14 protein-coding genes are annotated in these 21,496 nt (G+C 45.9%); 13 read left to right on the top strand and 1 reads right to left on the bottom strand.

Annotated elements, in window-relative coordinates; all coding sequences use genetic code 11:
- The first annotated feature begins 22 nt into the window (after positions 1-22).
- From QNO02_RS23220 to QNO02_RS23170, 11 genes are all read left to right on the top strand, one after another.
- Positions 23-1,522, top strand: coding sequence for an extracellular solute-binding protein (locus QNO02_RS23220; RefSeq protein WP_062835837.1), 1,500 nt, complete (start codon positions 23-25; stop codon positions 1,520-1,522).
- A gap of 23 nt (positions 1,523-1,545) precedes the next feature.
- Positions 1,546-2,658, top strand: a complete 1,113-nt coding sequence (locus QNO02_RS23215; RefSeq protein ID WP_289390171.1) for a glycoside hydrolase family 88/105 protein — start codon at positions 1,546-1,548, stop codon at positions 2,656-2,658.
- 219 nt (positions 2,659-2,877) lie between these two features.
- Positions 2,878-4,389, top strand: a complete 1,512-nt coding sequence (locus QNO02_RS23210; protein ID WP_249911915.1) for an extracellular solute-binding protein — start codon at positions 2,878-2,880, stop codon at positions 4,387-4,389.
- A gap of 338 nt (positions 4,390-4,727) precedes the next feature.
- Positions 4,728-6,005 (top strand): S-layer homology domain-containing protein, encoded by a 1,278-nt coding sequence (locus tag QNO02_RS23205; RefSeq protein WP_502921838.1) that lies wholly within the window; start codon positions 4,728-4,730, stop codon positions 6,003-6,005.
- A 396-nt stretch (positions 6,006-6,401) separates the two neighbouring features.
- On the top strand, positions 6,402-9,695 hold the full coding sequence (locus QNO02_RS23200) for a DUF5704 domain-containing protein (protein ID WP_289390169.1): 3,294 nt from the start codon (positions 6,402-6,404) through the stop codon (positions 9,693-9,695).
- Between the two features lie 171 nt (positions 9,696-9,866).
- The gene (pulA, locus tag QNO02_RS23195) at positions 9,867-11,915 is read left to right on the top strand and encodes a type I pullulanase (protein ID WP_289390168.1); all 2,049 of its coding nucleotides are present in this window, start codon (positions 9,867-9,869) and stop codon (positions 11,913-11,915) included.
- 497 nt (positions 11,916-12,412) lie between these two features.
- Positions 12,413-15,289 (top strand): type I pullulanase, encoded by a 2,877-nt coding sequence (pulA, locus tag QNO02_RS23190; RefSeq protein ID WP_289390167.1) that lies wholly within the window; start codon positions 12,413-12,415, stop codon positions 15,287-15,289.
- Positions 15,290-15,568: 279 nt separating this feature from the next.
- Positions 15,569-16,198, top strand: coding sequence for a 50S ribosomal protein L25 (locus QNO02_RS23185; RefSeq protein ID WP_289390166.1), 630 nt, complete (start codon positions 15,569-15,571; stop codon positions 16,196-16,198).
- Between the two features lie 158 nt (positions 16,199-16,356).
- Positions 16,357-16,878 (top strand): hypothetical protein, encoded by a 522-nt coding sequence (locus QNO02_RS23180; protein WP_091027747.1) that lies wholly within the window; start codon positions 16,357-16,359, stop codon positions 16,876-16,878.
- A gap of 272 nt (positions 16,879-17,150) precedes the next feature.
- Positions 17,151-18,128, top strand: a complete 978-nt coding sequence (locus QNO02_RS23175; protein ID WP_289390165.1) for a helix-turn-helix transcriptional regulator — start codon at positions 17,151-17,153, stop codon at positions 18,126-18,128.
- A gap of 34 nt (positions 18,129-18,162) precedes the next feature.
- Positions 18,163-18,525: an HIRAN domain-containing protein gene (locus tag QNO02_RS23170; protein WP_289390164.1), complete on the top strand. Its 363-nt coding sequence runs from the start codon at positions 18,163-18,165 to the stop codon at positions 18,523-18,525.
- A 21-nt stretch (positions 18,526-18,546) separates the two neighbouring features.
- On the opposite strand, the gene QNO02_RS23165 is transcribed toward QNO02_RS23170, so the two are convergent.
- Positions 18,547-19,650, bottom strand: coding sequence for a glycosyltransferase family 4 protein (locus QNO02_RS23165; protein ID WP_133385852.1), 1,104 nt, complete (start codon positions 19,648-19,650; stop codon positions 18,547-18,549).
- Between the two features lie 215 nt (positions 19,651-19,865).
- On the opposite strand from QNO02_RS23165, the gene QNO02_RS23160 reads away from it, so the two are divergent.
- A complete protein-coding gene (locus tag QNO02_RS23160; protein WP_176872519.1) occupies positions 19,866-20,177 on the top strand; it encodes a DUF3817 domain-containing protein in 312 nt (103 codons plus the stop codon).
- A 277-nt stretch (positions 20,178-20,454) separates the two neighbouring features.
- The gene (locus QNO02_RS23155) at positions 20,455-21,273 is read left to right on the top strand and encodes a TerC family protein (RefSeq protein WP_133385850.1); all 819 of its coding nucleotides are present in this window, start codon (positions 20,455-20,457) and stop codon (positions 21,271-21,273) included.
- Positions 21,274-21,496 lie beyond the last annotated feature (223 nt).

Raw genomic sequence — 21,496 nt, 5'->3', positions numbered from 1 at the left:
AAAAAAGGGAGGTTTTTATGTTATGAAAGCAACAAAAAAGAAAGCCGTAGCTGTCTTGAGCACACTGGCACTGGTGACAGGTTTGCTGGCAGGATGCGGATCAGACGAGGGTCAGGCTGCCGAGGGCGGCGTACAAAATGTGTCCATAGCTATTGCGCAAGTGGGTGATGTGCCAAGCAAAGGCAATGAAGTTCAGCAAAAGATTGAAGCGTATACGAATACCAAACTGGATATCCAATGGATTCCGGCTTCGGCCTACAATGACAAAATCAACGTGATGATCGCTTCAAGCGATATGCCGAAAATTGTGAAAGTGCAATATAACCCGACCGTGACCAGCGCGATGCGGAATGACGTGTTCTGGGAAGTTGGCCCATTGCTGAAAGACTACAAAAATCTGTCGGCACAGAACGAGCGTTTTTTTGACAACATCAAGGTAGAGGGCAAGATCTACGGGGTTCCTGTATTCTCGGATATTGCGCGGGCTACGGTGATCTATCGCAAGGACTGGTTTGAGAAGCTGAATCTGAAGGTGCCAACTACACCGGATGAATGGTATGAAACGATTAAAACACTGGCCACCTCCGATCCGGATGGAGACGGTCAGGATAATACGTTTGGACTGATGCTTTTCAAAAAATATAATGAGGACCAATATTCCTTCACGACGCGCCTTGGCGTAAGTTTTGGTGCTCCCAACAAGTGGAAGGTCGAGGATGATGGCAGCTTCACACCGGAGTTCATGACACCGGAATACATGCAGGTATTGGATCTGCTAAAACGGTTGTATGATGAGAAACTGCTGAACCAGGACTTTGCCGTATTCGACTCTACGGAAGCGGAGAAAAAGTATGATTCCGGCGTTGTCGGTATCCGTGTTGGTGTTGCTCAGAACGGAAAAAGTCAGCAAGAGCGTTTGTCCAAAAACAATCCGGATGGTGTGGTAGACATCGCTGGTTTGCTTGGAGCGAACGGAGATCGTGTTGCAGGACAGACGGGTAACTCCGGAATCCTGGCATTCCCTAAATCGACGGTGAAATCGGAAGAAGAACTCAAAAACCTGCTCTCCTTCCTGGATAAACTGATGGACCCTGAGATGGCGACCTTGTTGATGCGTGGTATGGAAGACAAACATTACACCAAAGTGGGCGAAGATCAGGTGGAGATGAGTGACTTCGATGCATTCCAGCGTGAAGTGAAGCCTTACCGTGACAACCTGCCTTATGTCGAAGGATATAACGTACCGAAGTTGAAGGATACCGAACTGGGTGAAAAAGGTACGGCACTTGCCAAGGAACTGGCGGAGCACGCTGTGCCAAACCCTGCGCTGACGTTATACTCTCCAACGTATGGTGACCGCGGGGCAGACCTGGATCAGGTAATTGCAGATGCGCAAACCAAATACATTATGGGCAAGATCGATCAAAGTGGCTGGGAAAAGGAAATCGAGAATTGGGGCAATGCTGGTGGAAACAAGATTCGTGAGGAATATGCCGAAGACTATAAAAAACAGGCTCAATAAGAGCCAGAAGCGGAGGCTTGATCATGAAAGAAACACTGCAATTCACATCGGTGCGCATGGCACAGCAGTTCATGGAAAGTTATCGCAACCATGAGCTGTACTCCACTTGGCATTATGAGAATGGCTGCCTGCTGAAAGCACTGGAGGAGCTGTATACGCACACGGGGGAGCAAAAGTATTTTGACTACATCCGTGAGTTGATGGATCATTTTGTTCAGGAAGATGGCTCCATTCAATCCTATACGGTTGAGGAATATAATCTGGATCAGATCAATCAGGGGAAATTGTTGTTCCTGCTGCTTGAGAAAACGGGTGAAGAGAAGTATCGCAAAGCTGCGGATTTGCTTATGACTCAGCTTAAGGGACAGCCACATACGAGTGAAGGCGGATTCTGGCACAAAAAGATTTACCCTTTCCAGATGTGGCTGGATGGATTGTACATGGCGACTCCGTATCTGACCCAGTATGGCGCAGTGACGGGTGAAGAGAAGTGGTTTGACAAGGCGGCTCTGCAGCTTTTGCTGGTGGAGCAACGTACACGTGATCCACGTAGCGGTCTCTTGTACCATGCCTGGGATGAGAGCAAAGAGCAGCGCTGGAGTTCGGGAGAAACCGGATGTTCTCCACATGTCTGGAGCCGGGCGATGGGCTGGTATGTGATGGCGGTTGTGGATACATTGGATCACCTGCCAGTAGATCATCCGCAGCGAGGGCAGATTGTGGGTATCTTCGAACGGGTAGCAAACGCACTAGTGCATGTGCAGGATCAGCAGACCGGACTATGGCCACATTTGTTGGATCAACCGGGACGTGAGCGGAACTATCTGGAGGCTTCCGGGACCTCGATGTTTGTCTATGCATTGGCCAAAGGTGTGCGTAGAGGGTATCTGAGTGGCAAGTTCAAAGCGATTGCTGAAAAAGGATATCAGGGTCTGGTGCAGCATCTGCTGCAAACGGACCGTGAAGGCGTACTTTCCTTGACGCAGTGTAATGGCGGAGCAGGTCTCGGAGGAAGCCCGTATCGTGACGGGTCCTATGAGTATTATGTGACCGAGTCCATTCGGATCAATGATCCGAAATCGGTCGCTCCGTTCATTTTGGCAGGAGTGGAGATTGAACTTTACAAGTCCAACTAACATGTACATGAGAACGTAGAGGACAGAAATAACTTGAGGAAGCGAAGCGTTCGCCTAAAAGCTTTCTGAAAGAAAGCTGCATCGGAAGCATAGGCTTATCCCCGGATTTTCCCCTTTTTAAAAGAGAATCAAAAAATCTGGGGATAACAGCGATCTGAAGGTTGTTCTGTCATCGGAGTGGTCTGTGTACATAACCTTATCCAAAAGGAGAGATGGTTCATGAGTCCAAAAGGTCCAATGTCCCGTTTAGGCGGAATCGTTGTAATTGGTGCAATGTCCGCTGGATTGCTTGCAGGTTGCGGGGGAGAAAAAGCACCTGCTGCAGGGGAAGGTAAACTTCCCATTTCCATCTCTTTAATGCAGGTAGGTGATATACCGGCCAAGGAGAACGGGATTGAACAGAAGATTGAGGAATATACAAATACGGATGTCAATGTACAGTGGATTCCGCAGTCTGCTTTTGATGATAAGGTGAATGTTATGGTTGCTTCAGGCGAGATGCCGACCATTATGCGTGTGAATTATGTACCGACAACATTTAATGCCGCTAAAACGGGACTGTTCTGGGAACTGGGGCCGTACCTGAAGGATTATAAAAACCTGTCTGCCCAATCCGAAGCTTATTTTAACAATATCAAAATTGAGGGCAAGGTTTACGGTATTCCAAACTTTCGGGATATTGGACGGACTGCGATCGTATATCGCAAAGACTGGTTCGATACATTGAAGCTGGATATACCCAAAACGCTGGATGACTGGTATGAAGTGATGCGCTCTATTCGTAAGGATGACCCTGACGGGAATGGGAAAGAAGATACGTACGGTGCACTGCTCTTCAAAAAGTATAATGAGGGCGTCTCTTCCCCACTGACGCGGATTGCTGTGAGTATTGGCGGTGTCAACAAATGGGGTGTGGATGATGCTGGGAAACTGACCCCGGAGTTCTTGACCACCGAATATGTGGACACAATGAAACTCTTCAAGCGACTGTTCAGCGAGGGACTGATTAATAGTGATTTTCCTGCCCTGGACCCTTCTGATGCGGACAAAAAAATGGATTCGGGTCTAGTTGGCATGAAGCTTAACGGTGTGGCCCAGAACGGAAAGTCCTCTCAGCAGAGGCTTACGCCTAATGCTCCGGATGGAGAGATTGATGTGGCTCCGTTTCAGGGAACCGATGGTATTCGAATCGCCGGGGAGCCAGGAAACTACGGAATGCTGGTCATCCCGAAAGCATCCGTTACGGATGAGGAGCAATTGAAACAAGTTCTCACGTTCCTGGACCAGTTAATGGACGAGGAATTGAGCACTTTGCAGCTCCGTGGATTGCTTGATGTGCACTACACCAAGACTGCTGATGGGAAAACCGAACTCAAAGATTTTGACGCTTATCAGCGTGAAGTAAAGCCATATCGGGATAATTTGTTAAGCATTGAAGGTTATAACGTGCCTGAACTGGTTGATGTTCCCATTGGTATGAAAGGTACAAAGATGGCGCGTGAGAATGAGCAATATGCCATTGCAAATCCGGCACTCACATTGTCTTCTGCGATCTATACCGAGCGTGGTCAGGAGCTGGATCAGATGATCTGGGATGCGCAGACCAAGTACATTATGGGTAAAATCGATGATGCAGGTTGGGAGCAGGAAATCGCAAGCTGGAGAAAAGCCGGTGGTGATCAATTGATCACGGAACTCGAAGCGTCCTATAAGGAATTGAACGGAAAATAAAGCTGGCTGAGATAAAAAAAGGTTGATCAAATGGAATGATATGGTTTATTCTATGAGTGAGTTCATTTTTCCAATATCATAAGAAAGACCACACCCTTAAAGCATAAGGCTATGAATCTGCGGATTCATGGCCTTTTTTTGTGTTTTAGGCGAATGAAGTGGGTCTATGGAAGGAGTGTTGCACGCCTTGAAGTGATGGGGATGGACGAAAAATAATACCAATAGCCTAGTACAACATGGTAGAATATTGATTATTATGACAAATTTAGGTTTTGTTTATGAAGAGAAGTGACTAGGTTGACCAAGTAAAGCATCCCCATACTAAGGTACATAGGAGCGTGAGTAGATTGAAGAAACGAATTGAAGGTCATGAGAAGAAGAAAAAACGGAATGTTTGGATCGTCGGGTTGGTAACGACAGCTGTATTGGCAGCAACACTATTACCGATTGGCCCCGTACATTTGACGTCAACAGCGAAGGCTGCATCGGGAACAAGTGACACTGCCCTTAGCAAGTTCAAGGATATCAAGGGTCACTGGGCTCAAGCGACAATTGCCAAAGCTTATGAAAAAAATCTGATCTCTGGTTACCAGGACGGAACGTTTCGTCCCAATGGCAAAATCACGCGTGGGGAATATGCGACAATACTCGCCCGCGCGACTGGACTGGAGAAGGTGGAGGGGCAGAATCCCTTTGCTGATCTCAAGGGCCATTGGTCTGAATCGGCGGTTAGCCAGCTTGTAGGACAAGGGTTCATTAACGCGGGCGATTACGCCAAAGGGTTCAATCCAAATGCGGAGTTAACGCGTTACGAGATGATGAAATGGATTGCCAATGGACTGATTAAGTCCGGTAGCAGCTTTCAGGATGCTTTTAACGATACAAAAAATACGCTGCTCCCCACACCGGAAGTGAACCGCGGCACCATTCGTGCCGAGCAGATTCCGTATCTTGCCCTTGTTCGTGGGACAGGCATTGTCGGTGGATTCCAGGATGGTACATTAAAACCTGCGGATTCTACCACTCGTGCAGAAGTATCAGCCATTTTACTGCGTTATATGGACGTAGAGGGCACGGATGCCGGGAAGTATAGTGACCTGAATGAAATGAGAGAGGTTGGCACGACGGGTACGAATTTAACGACAATTAGTGATTATTTTTATACTAAGAACTCTGTCAAAGTAAGTGATATATCAAAAGAAGAAATTAATTTATCCAATAAATCTGGTGTAGTTACACTCCATAGATATATCGTCATAGATGTTACCCAAGGTAAAGCAAAAGGTATCTATGCACCATTATTTATTGGTTCAGAGACACATCTTTTCAAAGGTAATTATATGGCTTTTGCAGATATATCTTTTACATCAAAAATTGAGAAATCCAATTTAATCACCTTCAATGGCGGCCTATATAGTGGTTTTTTACAATTTAATCGATTGGATCTTAAACAAACCTCTAAAAATGGCTTGGTTACTATCCCTGAGAGTTCGAGTGAATTGATTAAGAAAGATATAAAGAAGAGATTTTGGATCACATCCGTTTTGGATGGAAAAAGGGGGGCATATATTTTTAACGAAAAAAGTAAAAATGTTCTACAAATTCAAAATATGTAAGTAGTATTAAATGGTGGTGAAGTATTATTGTGGGTCCATGGTGAGAAGAAATCTTTAATTGTTATCTTAATTTTTCTTTTTAATATACTGTGTTTGAATTTTTCATCGCCTATAGAAGCTGCAGGCTCGGATCCGTATGGGCCCAAGAAACAAGAAATATCTAATACAATACAGTCGTTAGAAAGGGTAGCAAATCCAGGTGTTTATTGGTATCAGCTTGATAATGGTAGCTTCAGGGCAGACCATACTAATGGACCAACTTACTCGGATAACCTTAATAGTAATTCATGCTCTAGACCATTCCCGGCTGAGAAAGAAATACCTAACGAAGTTGATTTTTCCAGGTGGCCTGCTGAACATTGGCCAGAGTTCCAATCCCAAAGAATTACACAGCGAATGGTAGAAAACATTCGGATTAAGAGTGTAGATTATCAAACAAGCAATAAGCAGTTATTCTATACTGGGGTTGGTACTACGGTTATAAGAGAAGGTAGTACCATAGTAAAAATCATTACCAAAACAGGAGGTTCACACCAAGTAACGGAGTGGAATGATTATGAGAACGGTGGTAGAACAAATCAAGGTTGTCTCAAGCAAGTGGTAGCCTACCATACACCAATGGATATCATCTGGGAAGGTGATTTGGTTGAAGAAAAAGAAATCGATGTAACACCGGATTCGGTTATGACTATTGGACAAACAAAGCAGATGAAAGCCGAAGTTAGCACAAGACATTATGGCGAAACAGATTTTAATGGGGGCATCGACGTATCGCGAAGAGAGGCAGAGATCAAATGGTTTTCTTCTGACGAGACGATTGCGAGTATAGAGCTCAAAACAGGGATGTTAACGGCCGAAAGTCCGGGCACGGTCACTGTGCGTGCGATCTGGAACAATGGTACATATCTGATCTCGGATACTGCCACCATAACAGTCACGTCTGAGCCAGGACTTGTTGTGAATCTGCCGAATGCTTGTAAAGCCAATACGACACCTCTACAGGCAGAAGCCGTTCTAACCAAACCGGATCGCTCTGTTCATAAACTGACGGCTCATCCCAAATTGACGTGGCAGAGCTCGAATCCGACTATAGCCACGATTGGTGCTGATGGCAAAATCACGACAAAAGGGATCGTGGGTAGCACTACCATAAAAGCTCATTTTCTTGATTCGGCTCAGCAACTGGATGAACAAGGAACTCAGGTGCTTGAGGTGAAGGACTGCACGGATAATGGAGAAGGTGGTAATGATGGCGATCCGGGGGGCGACCCTGCGAACGCTTGCCCTGTGACCATCAGCCCACCGAGTAGAGGCACGGTTATTGAAGCATCGGTTATGGACCCGTCTGTTCGAGGTGTGTTGAAGGCAGACGATCGGGGATCTGAGAAGTTCGATGTTACCCGTGGTATTCCGACTTCGGAAGATATCTATGCCAATGTCTTGGCCAAGGAATATCTGTTTCAGCACCGTTGGGTTAATATGACAGGGACGGTGACTTACACCGTTAAAGTGAAAAGGGTTTATCATAAAACCTGGACGATCCCGGGAAGAGCATCTAGTGGTGAGGGGGATCCAGGAACACCTCCTCAGCCCAGAGAGCGTGATGTGCCTGGGGATAAAACGATGCAAGTAACAAGGACATATAGCTATTGGCAGATCGATAACCTGGAGGTATACAAGCTAAATGAGGCAAAGGTATCTAACTATGCGCTAGGCGGTTATGGTGATACCGTGACCCTTATGCCCAATGCATATACACCACCGATTTTGCAATCGGCTATGGATACTGCGGTTACCAGTCATGTGAAACCTGCACCATGTCGAGAAATTGATCTTGGCATCAAAGGGGTCCCAGGTGGTTCTACTGAACCCTCTACGCCAGATGAAACGTCATTGTTTCAATCTGAAGCTGAAGCGGAGGTTAGAGAGAACACCGTTAATAACGACAAGGTAACCTTTAATGGAGCAACGATTGTTGATCCTGCTCCTGTGGAGAAAACAGCTCCAAGACCTGGGACGATCCCGCAGCCTGGCATGATCGGAGACGATGTTCTGTACCAGAACCGGCTTACGATCAAGAACACGTTGATGAACAAAGCTAACCAGCCGACCACGGGTGAGATAACGTATGGACTGCTCCCTGGCAATGTTAACGGAGGGCAGGATCAGAAGTTCCCCATTCTGGGCATCAACTCGGTGACGGTACACACTCCAGTTGTGAACTATGCCTGGGTGTCAGATGATCAGCCGCATAACCAGAAGACCACGCCTGATCCGACCAGAGCTGCACTTATTTTAGAACGTCCATTCATTGTGCGGATACCGACCTCAGGTCAACATTTGGATGTAGCGAGTTACCCAGGTTATGGAAACCATGATTATGCGAAATATTTCCGGATCAAACAGGTTCGTTTCCCATTTGATGTCTATAACGGTGCCAGAAGTCAGTTTATTCCGGCCCTGACATGGGTGGATATTCCGGTAAATCAGTTGGACACCCCTTTTTATCTTCCTGTATGGGTAGATGAAGGAAATTACCAGATCGAGTTTCGTAATATCGCCGAAAATGCACCGGCAAACTTCACAGAACAACAGGATGCCAATACGAATCTGAGCCATCATGTCGCAGCAGATACCGTTGCTGTAGAGGTTATCGGAAGGTTGTATGATTTTCACATTACCGATATTTCAGACTACAACTGGGAGAATGTGTTCCGCAAGCGGATGGGCAGCCCGGAACCAACGGGTGTGAGCTATTGGACCGGAGGAAACGGTATTGACGGAGATCCCCGAGGTAACTTGGCTCCCTATGTACTGCCTATTCGTCCCGGCAGTCATCCGGTACAGGGTTTCCGAAATGCTGCAGTGAAGACAGGTTACCATTTCAAGTTTGATCTGAAAACCAAGGGCAATATGTTTGGGAAACAGGATGGTATACGAATCACGTCGACGTTCTCTTTTGTGAGTAAAGATGGCACCACCCGGCAAGAAGTGGATTTATACTACCATCGAGGACAGGATCGACTCATTCGTATCGGATCGGCACAAGATTTAGAAAAACGTTTTGTTGTCCTGAACTCACGGTTGCGGAATGTCCCCGGTACGGAGTTGGGTGATACAGCGCGTTATCAGTATACCTATGAACTGTCGGCGGAGGAACGTAATCAGGGTACAATGGCGGAACATATGGTTCGTTTCGTGGATCAGACCTCTCATCATAAAACGTGGGTAGGTCGTTATGACTGGATGATTCTTCCTTCACAGATCCGCACACTCATTGGCCCAAAAACAGATATTCCCTCCAGTGTTAATGTGGATCGGGCGAATGCAGCGATTCAGCGCTGGTATGGGGAATATAGCTTGCCAGCAGATGTATATGCAGTGCCCAAAGGAACCGATCTCGAGTCACTTGCCAGACAAAATCAATTGGATGAGAAGGCAACGGTATTTCTGAGGGACGGTTACATTGTGGTTAACTTCAATATCGAAACTTTGCGCAGCGGCAATACGAATGCACCACATCTGCAATATATTCATGCACCGTTGATGAATCAATGGCAAATGGAAGGTTTTGATAACAGCCCGGTAGATGGTCAGGGGAGAAGCTGGTCGATGCAAGATGGGGACGTGGTTTTGTACCATGCCGATCAATCCAGCCGTAATGATTTCCAATCCCAGGTACCACATTAGAGAGATATCGTTTTACTTATAAAGAAGGCAGGCGTAATGTGAATCTACATGACGTTTGTCTTCTTTTGTGTAATTTGGATTATGGCTGGGCAGCAGAACGGGTATAAAGGGTAAGGAGCATTCGTTCCATCCATATTCATTAATTTTCTCAACGAGAGGGGAACCACACATATGATTGAAGAGAATAAGCAGGATATGTTGATTTCAGAAGATACATACGAAGGAAGAGATCTGGGTGTCACATTAGAAGCACAAGCCTGTCGCTTCAAAGTCTGGTCACCGTTAGCAGTTCAGATGGAACTACTTCTGTATCCACCTTTGACAGGGGGGACCCCGGAGGAAGAGCCCGATCAACGGAAACAGCAGGCGTTACCTATGCAAAAGAAAGAACAAGGCGTCTGGGTTCTGGAACTGGAGGGCGATTTAAGTAGCTACCGTTACATGTACAAGCCTACTTTCGAAGATGGACATTCAACCCATGCTGTAGATCCTTACGCACGAGCAGTGACCATGAATGGAGAAATGGGTGTAATTGTAAGACTGGAGCAGACACATCCGAAGGGATGGAGTGAGGATATTCGTCCGGAATTGACCAGTCCTGTAGATGCAGTCCTGTACGAACTGCATGTACGTGATTTTTCCATTCATCCATCATCTGGTATAACGAATAAAGGCAAATACATGGCTTTTACCGAGACGGGTCTGCGTGATTCGGAGGGCAACACACTGGGGATCGATCATTTGGTTGAACTCGGGATTACCCATGTGCATCTGCTGCCTGTATTTGATTTTGCGACGGTGGATGAATCCAGGGTGGATGGTGATACGTCTGATGCGTCCAACTATAACTGGGGATATGATCCACTTCATTACAATGTCCCGGAAGGTTCCTATGCATCACGTGCAAATGATCCGGAGACACGAATTCGTGAGTTTAAATCAATGGTGCTTGCCCTTCATAATAAGGGAATAGGTGTCATTATGGATGTGGTATATAATCATACGTTTGATACGGCAGGCAGCTCTTTTGAAAAATTGGTACCCGGGTACTACTATCGACAAAACGCCGATGGGACCTATAGCAATGGTTCAGGTACGGGTAATGAAGTGGCTACTGAACGCACCATGGTTCGTAAGTTTATCATCGACTCTGTCCGTTACTGGGCAGAGAAGTACCATGTGGACGGTTTTCGATTTGATCTCATGGGCCTGATCGACACAACTACGATGAAACAGCTTGCAGCGGAATTGCACACAGATGTTTCACCTTCCATATTGTTATATGGTGAACCATGGGGCGCACTGGATTCACCGCTTGGGGATGATATGACCCTAAAAGGAACGCAGCGCAGGTCGGGTTTTGCTGTGTTTAACGATAATTTCCGTGGAGTGATCAAGGGAGACAGCGATGGCATGGGTACGGGATTCGCCACGGGTGCGGACGGAAAAGAAGACGAATTGTGGACTGGCGTCCGGGGAGCCATTCAAGATTTTACGGATGGTCCATCCGAGACGATTAACTATGTAACAGTGCATGATAATCTTAACCTGTGGGACAAAGTCGCACGTACACAAGGACTCCACGATACCTTGAATTTCCTCACCTATGACGAGGATGGAAGTATTCGTGGATGCCAGAGTGTGGAGGAGGCCGTAGAGAAGGCTAAGCCTTACCTGAAGATCGATTCGGAACACATTCTGGAGAATGAGACCGTTAGGCGTTGTCTGCTTGCCAATGGTATCGTTCTAACCTCCCAGGGTGTCCCCCTGATCGCGGCTGGAGATGAGCTGCTTCGCAGCAAATATGGGGACGCCAACAGCCACCAGAGTGGGGACGTAGTCAATGCCATACATTGGGAGCAGAAGAAGCTGTTCAAGCCGGTATTTGATTATTATCGTGGGCTGATCCGTCTTCGGCGAGAACATCCAGCCTTTCGGCTTCGTACACGGGAAGAGATCGAGAAGCATGTTCGTCTAATAAAAAAAGGCAATGGGTTGCTAGCCTATGAACTGAACGGTACAGCAGCCAGCGATTCATGGGAACGCATTGTTGTCATCTATAACGCTGCGAAAGAAAACCGTGACATCGCTGTTCCCACAGGGACATGGAATGTGATTGTAGAGAAAGGACAAGCAGGCGTTGATACGATACGTAGCGTACAGGACGGAGAGGTAAATGTGAATGCACTATCTATAACAGTGATGTATTCCAATGCCTGATGAAAACCATGCTTGCCAAGAATTGAATTGAAGGCTGCCAACAAACAATTAGTAAACATTAGTAAAATCGCTAACAAGGCCACGTTCAAGATATCCAATCAAATCTAATCAAATAAATTGAGATAAAACAAATCCCCCTTTCCCGTATGAAAGGGGGATTTGTTGATGCTTCAGAAACCATTGCCTGGGTCGCAGGACTATACATTGTCATGTCTGACCTTCTTTATGCTGTGCACCTGTTGGTGCACTTTAATCTCAACCAATTGACATCCTGCAATTTATTCTTGTATATTTCAAACTTTTTTTGTCGGGACAGGTACAAATGCTGTCAATCTATGGCGCTTGTTTTCATATCCTATATTTTGAAAGCGATTGCTAATTGAATACGCAAATTGGACCGATATGATGAGTACAGACAACCCCGGGTTGACAAATCACGTCCCGCTCCGTAACATCGGGACAACACGAAAACAATGGATATAAAGGCGGTGGGAACGATGCCGGAATGGACTTCTTTTCGTTACGAAGGCAACGATCTTGGCTTAACATATACTCGTGCTGCAAGTACTTTTAAATTGTGGGCACCTACGGCACAACGGGTTTATATATTGGTTTTTGACGATGAAGGGCATTACAACGAGGATGGTAAGGTGCAAGAGCATACAGGTGGACGGGAACATCCCTTGACACGTGATGCGGATGGAATATGGACTTTGGAGCTTACAGGCGATTGGGCAGGACATTATTATATGTACCGAATTATTCATGATGATCAGCGGATTGAAGTGGTTGTTGATCCTTACGCCAGAGCGGTAACGGCTAATGGGCAACGAACGGCTATTATCGATCCGGAGACCACCAATCCAGTCGATTGGGACCTGGATGTCAAACCTGCTTTTCTGCGTCCTGTCGATGCCGTGTTATATGAGTTACATGTCCGTGATTTCTCCTCAGACCCACATGCAGATATTCCGTATAAGGGGAAATATCTGGCATTCACGGCATCCGGTCTGACGGATAGAGCAGGCAATAGTATTGGCGTAGACCATCTTGCAGAACTGGGAGTCACTCATGTACATCTTCTGCCTGTGGCGGATTATCAGACGGTGAATGAACTCGCTACAGCAGATGTGGGTTCAAATGTCAGAGCACCATACAACTGGGGGTATGATCCCCAGCATTATAACGTTCCCGAAGGTTCGTATGCGACAGATCCTCGTGATCCTGCAGTTCGAATTCGGGAGCTCAAATCACTCGTCCAATCGCTGCACAGACAAGGCATTCGCGTTGTACTTGATGTTGTCTATAATCACACGTATAGCGTGGAAGAGGGGCCTTTTGAACGAGTTGTACCAGGTTATTATTACCGTTATCGGGAGGATGGCACCCTCAGTAATGGTTCGGGTGTAGGCAATGAATTGGCGACAGAACGTCCAATGGTGCGAAAATATATTCTGGATTCTCTCCGATATTGGGCAGAAGAATATCATGTGGACGGATTTCGATTTGACCTTATGGCCCTGATTGATACGGAAACCATGAATGAATTGACACGCGAATTGAGGGAGCAGATCGATCCGGCGTTTCTGATCTATGGGGAACCCTGGATGGGTGGAGACTCACCTTTGGACCGCAAAACATTAAAAGGAACCCAGCGAGGTCAGGGATTTGCTGTATTTAATGATCATTTTCGCAGTGCAATCAAGGGCGATAGTGATGGCAGTGGCAGAGGGTTTGTCACGGGTGCCGGAGGGCAGGAATATGAGCTTATTAGGGGATTAGCGGGAGGACTGGATGATTTCACATCTTCACCTGTGGAAGTTGTCAATTATGTGACTGCCCATGACAATCTCAATCTGTGGGATAAAATTGCAACAACGATGAACCTTAGGCATGAATTAGGATTTCCCGTATGGAAGGACGGACAGCCCGTAGGTGGTGGGAGTGCTGAGTCCGCTGTAAAAGCAGCAGATCCTTATCGGTATGTGGATGCAGATGATGTTTTGAATCATGAGATGGTTCGTCGCTCTTTACTGTCTTCCGGGATTCTGCTTACTTCTCAGGGAATTCCGTTTCTGCATTCAGGGGATGAGATGCTCAGATCCAAAGCCGGTGATCATAACAGTTATCGGAGCGGGGATGCGGTGAACGCCATCACATGGGCCAACAAATCACGGTTCAGACCGGTGTTCGACTACTATCGTGGTCTTATTCATTTGCGGCGAACACATCCCGCTTTTCGTATGATTGATGCTGAACAGGTACGAAATCACCTTCGTGTTATTCGTGCGGATGGCAATGTAGTTGCCTTTATACTTCAGGATGGTGCGAATCAGGACACCTGGAATCAGATTATGGTCATCTATAACGGAACGGAACATGAGCAGCATGTCGACCTGGGGGAAGGGGACTGGCATGTTGTAGTCAATGATCATCAGGCAGGCACAGACTTGATCGAGACTGTTCGTGGTACTGTTCAGGTAGAACGATGGTCCTTAATGGTACTGTATGACACAGAGCATGCTGGAGGCGCTGAACCATCAACAGTGGAGATTAGTTTTCCTCGCCAGGTATATAGTCCGAAGGAGACCACTCAACTGCGAGCGATTGTAAGGGACAGCATTGGCAATGTGGTGGAAAAAGCTCCAGTTACCTGGACTTCTTCTGATCCGGATATTATTCAGATCCAGCCTGATGGAACAATCCATGCACTGGAACGGGGGGAAGCTTCGATTACAGTCCACTGTGGGGACATAACGGCAAGCTGTATGTTACAAGTGGATTATCGTCATGCTGAACGAATCGAAATTGTGGGCGAACCTATCATGTACATGACTCGAATCAGTCGCTTCCGTGCTTTGGTTCTGGATCAATTTGGTCAGCCGCTTCAGGATTCAAATATACGCTGGAGCTCTTCTCATCCAGAACTTGCAGCGGTGAGTGCAGCAGGGATCGTACGTGCGATGACAACTGGAGTAACCCATATTAATGCTGAAGCTGGAGGAATCCGGGCAACGCTTGCCTTGACGATTCATAAACAGATTTCGCGAACCGTCACGCTTCGATACGAAAGGGAAGACCAACATTATGAAGGTTGGGATGTCTGGGTATGGGGCACAGGTATGGAGGACGGAGCAGTACGGCTGGAACAAGTCGGAAATGCCGCCGAAGCCCGCTTCCGCGTTGCTCCGGGTCTACATCATCTGGGATTGATCATTCGATTGAACGAATGGGAAGCTAAAGATACGTGCGGAGACCGTTACGTGGACATTGTACCTGAAGACGGGGATGTGCACATTATTGTCCGTAGCGGATCAGACGAGATGCAGATCATTCGTGAAAGTGAAAAAACAGAGGATCGTAATAGCGCATAGTTTCTTTATTTATAACGTCGAATGTAGTTCGGAAAAACCTTGTTAAACCAGCAGTTGGAAGAGATTCCGACTGCTTTTTTGGTCTGATTATAAGCCGCATAACTTGCCAAAAAATAATTAATTGTCCTGTTTCGTGTTTGAGATCCTCTATCATTGGGGTAAATATAGATATGGCCCACGATTCGGCCAAAGGAAAAAAGACCATCATGGTCTATGAGATAAGCTCAGCGCTTTCCAACAAATATAATGTAGTGATCCCTTGAAGGAGGATGTTCAATCATGAAATCCAACGGAAAAATGGCTCAACTTACAGCAACGCCAAGAACGGAAAAGAAAGGTGCAGCACTGCGCCTGTTAAGACAAGGCGGACGAGTTCCTGCAGTCGTTTACGGCCCAGGACTTGAAGGTGCTTCAATACATGTAGATGAAAAAGAGATGCTGAAAGTGGCACGCACAGGCCGCTCCGAAATGTTCAACCTGAATGTTGAGGGTGGCAAAACGGTTCCGGTACTGATCAAGGATCAGCAAGAGCGTAACGGACGTTTGCTGCATGTAGACTTTTTGCAAATTTCCAAGAACAAGCCAATCAGCGTAAGTGTAACGATCGACTTCCAGGGTACAGCGGCTGGCTCAAAAGCTGGCGGTGTATTCCAGACACAGGAGACACAATTGGAAGTAGAAGGATTGCCTGCGGATCTGCCAACGTCCATTGAGGTGGATGTTAGCGGATTGGATATTGGCGATCGCTTGACTGCTGCGGATATCAAACTGGACAAAGGTTTGACACTCATAACATCACCTGAGTCCATCATCGCGTCCGTCATGCCGCCACAAGCCGCTGAGGAAGAGCCAACGGCTTCTGCTGAGGAAGCTGAACCGGCAGCTGAAGAAAAAGCTACAGAAGAATAAGCGAAGCGGAGGGATCTCATCAGATCCCATGCTTAGCCGAAGCCCAGTCCTAGTGACTGGGCTTTTTAAATTTCCAGGACAAAAGATTGTGCTAGTCGCATGAAAAATGAGAATGTACTACAATACATGTTAAAGGGTTAGAAAGTAGGTTTAATTCAATGTTTGATCCAACGGTGTATGACAATCTGAAAGTCGGGTTTGAGAATTATCTCTATGATATGGATAACCTGGACGAACGTATTCAGATTACGGGGCGTAACGATCGCCTGGAGATGGCAGTGATGTCCAGAGAGTTCACATTACAATTCTGTCTCAGGGATCACCCGGAAGTAACAGGGGAAGTTGTATTAAGCAGTTCCCTTGAGGAGCTTGCAGCGGAGATCCTGGAGACGCCTGGTGCGAATCCGGGTTGCCGTTTGGAACTACGGTTTAGTATGGTTGTGAAGGAACCTGAGAAGCAGTGCCCGGTTATTCGTCCGATATTACAGAAGAGCTGGCCTGAGCAGAGGATGTGCCAGAACATCCGATATATATTTGATGAACAGCCAATCATGTATAACGTCACGGCTCACGTTTATTTTGACCGCAGTGTGAATGAAGACCAGATGGGGGACATTCCTGAACTCTGTGAGCATATGGCAAATGTGATGGATCAATTATTACAGTTGCATAACCAGTAATTCCGAGAAAAGCCTTGTCTCTTTGTAGAGATCAGGGCTTTTTTTGTATTATTTTTAGAAAATTGTATAGGCTTTCAGGCTTAGGTTTAAGGGCTTTTGGGTTAATGTTTTACGCAAGCAAGTAAGAGAATGTATATTAAAAGGGGGTAAGAGTGCAATTGGACTATACAAAAATGGTGAAATTGCGAAAATGATATTGGGACTAAAGATTTAGTTCTGTACTAAAGGAACTAGTTTTCCTTGCCGATAAAATATCGAAGGGGAGAAACTACATGACAGAGAAATTAATTCGTCTGCTGCGTATACTTCAGGCTATACAAGCAAATCCTGGAATTTCGGCCAAGGAGTTGGCGCTGAAATGCGGTACGACTGTACGCACGATTTATCGTGATCTCCGGATTTTGGATAGGGTCGCCCCGATTATGAATGAAGGATACGGCAAGGGTTACCGATTTATTGGTGAGTTTGCGATGTATCCATTAGATTTTACTGAACAGGAAGCGATGGTCTTCTCCATGCTTCCGTCCGTAGTTGATACCTCCAAGTTACCTGCTGAGTTTGATTCAGCGTTTGACAAGGTCATGTCGGCTCATACCAAATTAAAATCAAGAAACAGTGACATTGTAGAGAATATTGCGGGAATTATTCGGATGGGCACGCCAGCTTATCGCGAGGAAGGAAAAGACCCTAATTTGCTGATTCCCATTATTGAATCTATTCTAAGCCAGCAAACCATTCGTACTCAATATCATACGCTGACAAGAAATGAGATCACAGTCCGGGATATCGATCCCTATTATCTCATTCCACGTGATCAACGTTTTTATTTGATCGGATACTGCCATTTGCTGCAAAAAGTTCGATTGTTTCGAATTAGCCGTTTTTTGGATGTGACACGAACAAATGCCGGTTTCGACAAGGGTGATTTCAACATAACACAGTACATGAAGAACACATGGTCTATTGACCCTGGCGACGAAAATATCCATTTCAAGGTAAGATTCTCTGAGAAAGTGGCCCCCTACATAAAAGAAGAAGAAATGTTTGTTCGCCCGCGAATGACGAATATGTCGGATGGGGGATTGTTATTTGAAGTGACACTGAATAGCAGCAGAGAATTTTTGAAATGGTTGTATCAATTTGGGCCCGAGGCAGAGGTACTTGAACCTCGTGAGTTTCGTAGAGAGATACGCAGGCAACTTGTCGAGTGGTTGGAACGTTATGAAAACGATATATCTTTAAAATTTTAATCATGGATAAATACAGGAAAAGGGAGCAGGTAATATGAGCACCAAATTATTCGCAGCTATGTATGGGATGGACCACTACCATGGAGTACAGGTTTTACAAGTGGGGGATACCGTGTATCTCGTCAAAGATCCAGATAATCGTTTGGATCATCAAGCGATTAAGGTTGTTATTCCCCCGATCGGAGCCGTAGGTTATATCGTTAATGATCCACTTGTCGTACCTCATGGATGTTGGACCGGGACGGCATTCTACGATGTATTTCATCAACTCACGTGTGCCAAAGTACGATTCATGATGAGAGATATGGTTATTATGGAGTTAATTGAGATGAGTCACATTCCTGTTCCGCAGATGGATTCTTTGATTAAGGGATGGCAATTTCGTGAAAAAGCTTGATCATCCTAACAGAAGGAAGGCTCATTTACGGATGAGCCTGGTATAGGTCGCTTCCAGATGCATGGCTGTTCTTGCCCAACTGAAGTGTGCCCTTGCGCTGTCTCGGCCAGCCTTCCCTAACATCTCGGCAAAAGTGGGGTTGCTTGCAAGTTTGTATAGGTAGGAGGTGAAACGTTGGGGACGCTTATAAGCGGTGACAAGGTATCCATTGATACCTGATTCAATAATCTCACGAATACCTCCGTTATCCGAAGCAATGACGGGTAATCCTGAAGCCATCGCCTCAACATTAACCAGGCCAAAAGCTTCATGTTCTTGAGACGGACAGACCAGACAATCGACTGCCCGATACAATTGATCGATATGCTCATGGTTTATCTGACCACGGAAGGAAACATGGACTTTTTGTTTTTGGGCAAGTTCGCGAAGTTTACGCATGTAATACGGAGGTCCTTTGCCTGCAACAACCAGTTGAACAGGCATCTTTTGCTGAAGGAGAGCAGTTGCACGAATTAATACGTCTACACCTTTTCCAGGGATCAGCCTGCCGACATACAGAATAGAGAAAGGTTTAGTTACTCCAAATTGTGTACGCAGATGAATCTGTTCTTCGCTGGATTCAACAGGCCTGAAGCGGCTTAGATCTGCACCCAGTGGAACAACACTCATCCGGTGTTTTACCAACGGAAATCTGCGGCCTAACCTTTGTCGCAGGGAATGACTGTTGACGGCAATCCAATCAGCTTTTTTCATTAATGTGAGTTTGGAAGGTCCGGGCTGAGCAAACGTTAATGAGTGAAGATAGAGTACAACAGGGGTGCGTGGAAAAGCTCGTTTGATGGTCGCCATACTTCGTGGCCTGTTATCCACTTGAATTACATCATAGGGTTGTTGGGATAACAAACGTATGACTGCTTTGGTGTACATGACAGGACTCGACGCAGGGACACGTTGAATGGTGATCCCATCGATCTGTTCTGTGGCGGCGAGACCTTGCATTTGACGACTTATAATGGTTACCTGATGGCGATGGGCTAGTTCACGAGCGATGCCCAGGATACAGATTTCCACGGAACCATTACCGGGCAAAGGCAATTTCTCGGGTGCAACCATAGCTATTTTCATGATCCGGCTCCTCCTTGTCCGACATCTGTAACAATCTTCGTCATATATCTTATGAGAAGTTAAAGCATTTGGCTCCTGCGAAATGGTAGATGAACCACCCATATAAGTGTGCAGGAATAATCTGCTGCATGGCATTAAGCGAGATATTCAGCTTTTGTGATATACTGTACTAGAACAATTGAATTCGTTACATGTATAAAAGCAGGAGGAAAATAATGTTACATTCTACGCTGGGTCGCTTCCGGCTGATGTTGTGGTTGCAGGGCATTTCGTACGTGTTGCTACTGTTTGTTGCTTTTCCGTTGAGAGATGCCGGGGTTATGCCGCAGGCTGTCACGTGGTTTGGAAATTTGTACGGTTTTTTGTTTTTAATGTATTTGTTATTTATGGTGAGTATGTACACCTCACAGAAGTGGCGTCTGCGCCGTCCGATTGCTCTGTTCTTTGTTTCTTTCATTCCACTGGGGAATATGATCTACGATGTTGTCGTATTCCGTAAGCTGTATCGTCAACGAAATAAAGCTTGACTTTATTTAACGTTATGAAATATGATGAGTACAGGTTAAACAACCCGTTCCAACTAAAACTACATATTCCTGTTAAAGGGGAGTAGCTTTTACAGTAAAGTCGTCAATTCGGGATTATATCCCCGGCTTTATTGGCAGCAATTTTGTTGTTAGCGAGACCTTTACCAAGTTTTCATGCTCGGTAAAGGTCTCTTTTTGTGGATATAAAAGGACCTTACCAGTGATGGTAAAGGTCCTTTTTTTTGTACATCATAAGAATATTAAGGAGGAGTCAATGTTGGATGTTTCATTATTATTAGAATATGGGTGGGTGCTTGCTGTCTTAGTGGTCCTTGAAGGATTACTCGCAGCAGATAATGCATTGGTACTCGCAATCATGGTTAAACACTTGCCTGAAGATAAGCGCAAAAAAGCGTTGTTCTATGGTTTGATGGGTGCATTTGTTTTCCGTTTAGGTTCGTTGTTCCTGATCTCTTTCCTCGTCGATGTATGGCAGGTGCAAGCGATCGGTGCCCTGTATCTCCTGTATATTTCCATTAACCACATCGTTAAAAAGATACTGGGTAGTCGCAATAAGACAGATGAAGCAGCTGATTCAACGCCTAAGAAACCGAAAAAACAATCCGGTTTCTGGATGACCGTTTTCAAGGTCGAAGTAGCGGATATCGCATTTGCAGTTGATTCCATTCTGGCTGCTGTTGCTTTGGCCGTGGCGTTGCCACCAAGTGGATTGCCTGCAATTGGCGGACTCGACGGAGGACAGTTTATCGTTATCTTCCTCGGTGGATTCATCGGGCTTGTGATTATGCGTTTTGCAGCCTCATACTTTGTGAAATTGCTTCATTCCCGTCCAGGACTTGAAGTTGCGGCATTTGTAATCGTAGGTTGGGTAGGGGTTAAGCTGGCAGTTATTACACTCGCACACCCTTCATTGGGTGTTCTGGATGAGCATTTCCCGGAAAATAAAATTTGGAAATTCGGATTCTATATTGTACTGATCACCATTGCGGTATGTGGCTGGTTCCTGTCTTCCAAAGTTCCTGAAAAAGAAGACGAAAATCCGGTTGATGAGTTGGAAAAACAAGCAGGACTGTAATAATCATGTTACGCTAACAACATCATTATTAACTGGAAAACAGGAGATTGTCCTAGGACAATCTCCTGTTTTTGTTTACATATGCAATATGCAACATGGTCCAATTTCCAAGAAAAGGGTTGACACATGAATTCTAGTCCCTTTAATATAAGACTAACATTAACGAAGGGAGGCCGAGAGACATGATGCTTGGTTATGATTTGATTCAAACAGGGCGCAACGT

Origin of the sequence: Paenibacillus sp. PK1-4R, from assembly GCF_030369595.1 — a bacterium.
In the GTDB taxonomy this organism is placed as follows: domain Bacteria; phylum Bacillota; class Bacilli; order Paenibacillales; family Paenibacillaceae; genus Paenibacillus.
Note: the sequence above shows the minus strand (reverse complement) of the source record. Positions and strands in the feature narration are given on the sequence as shown.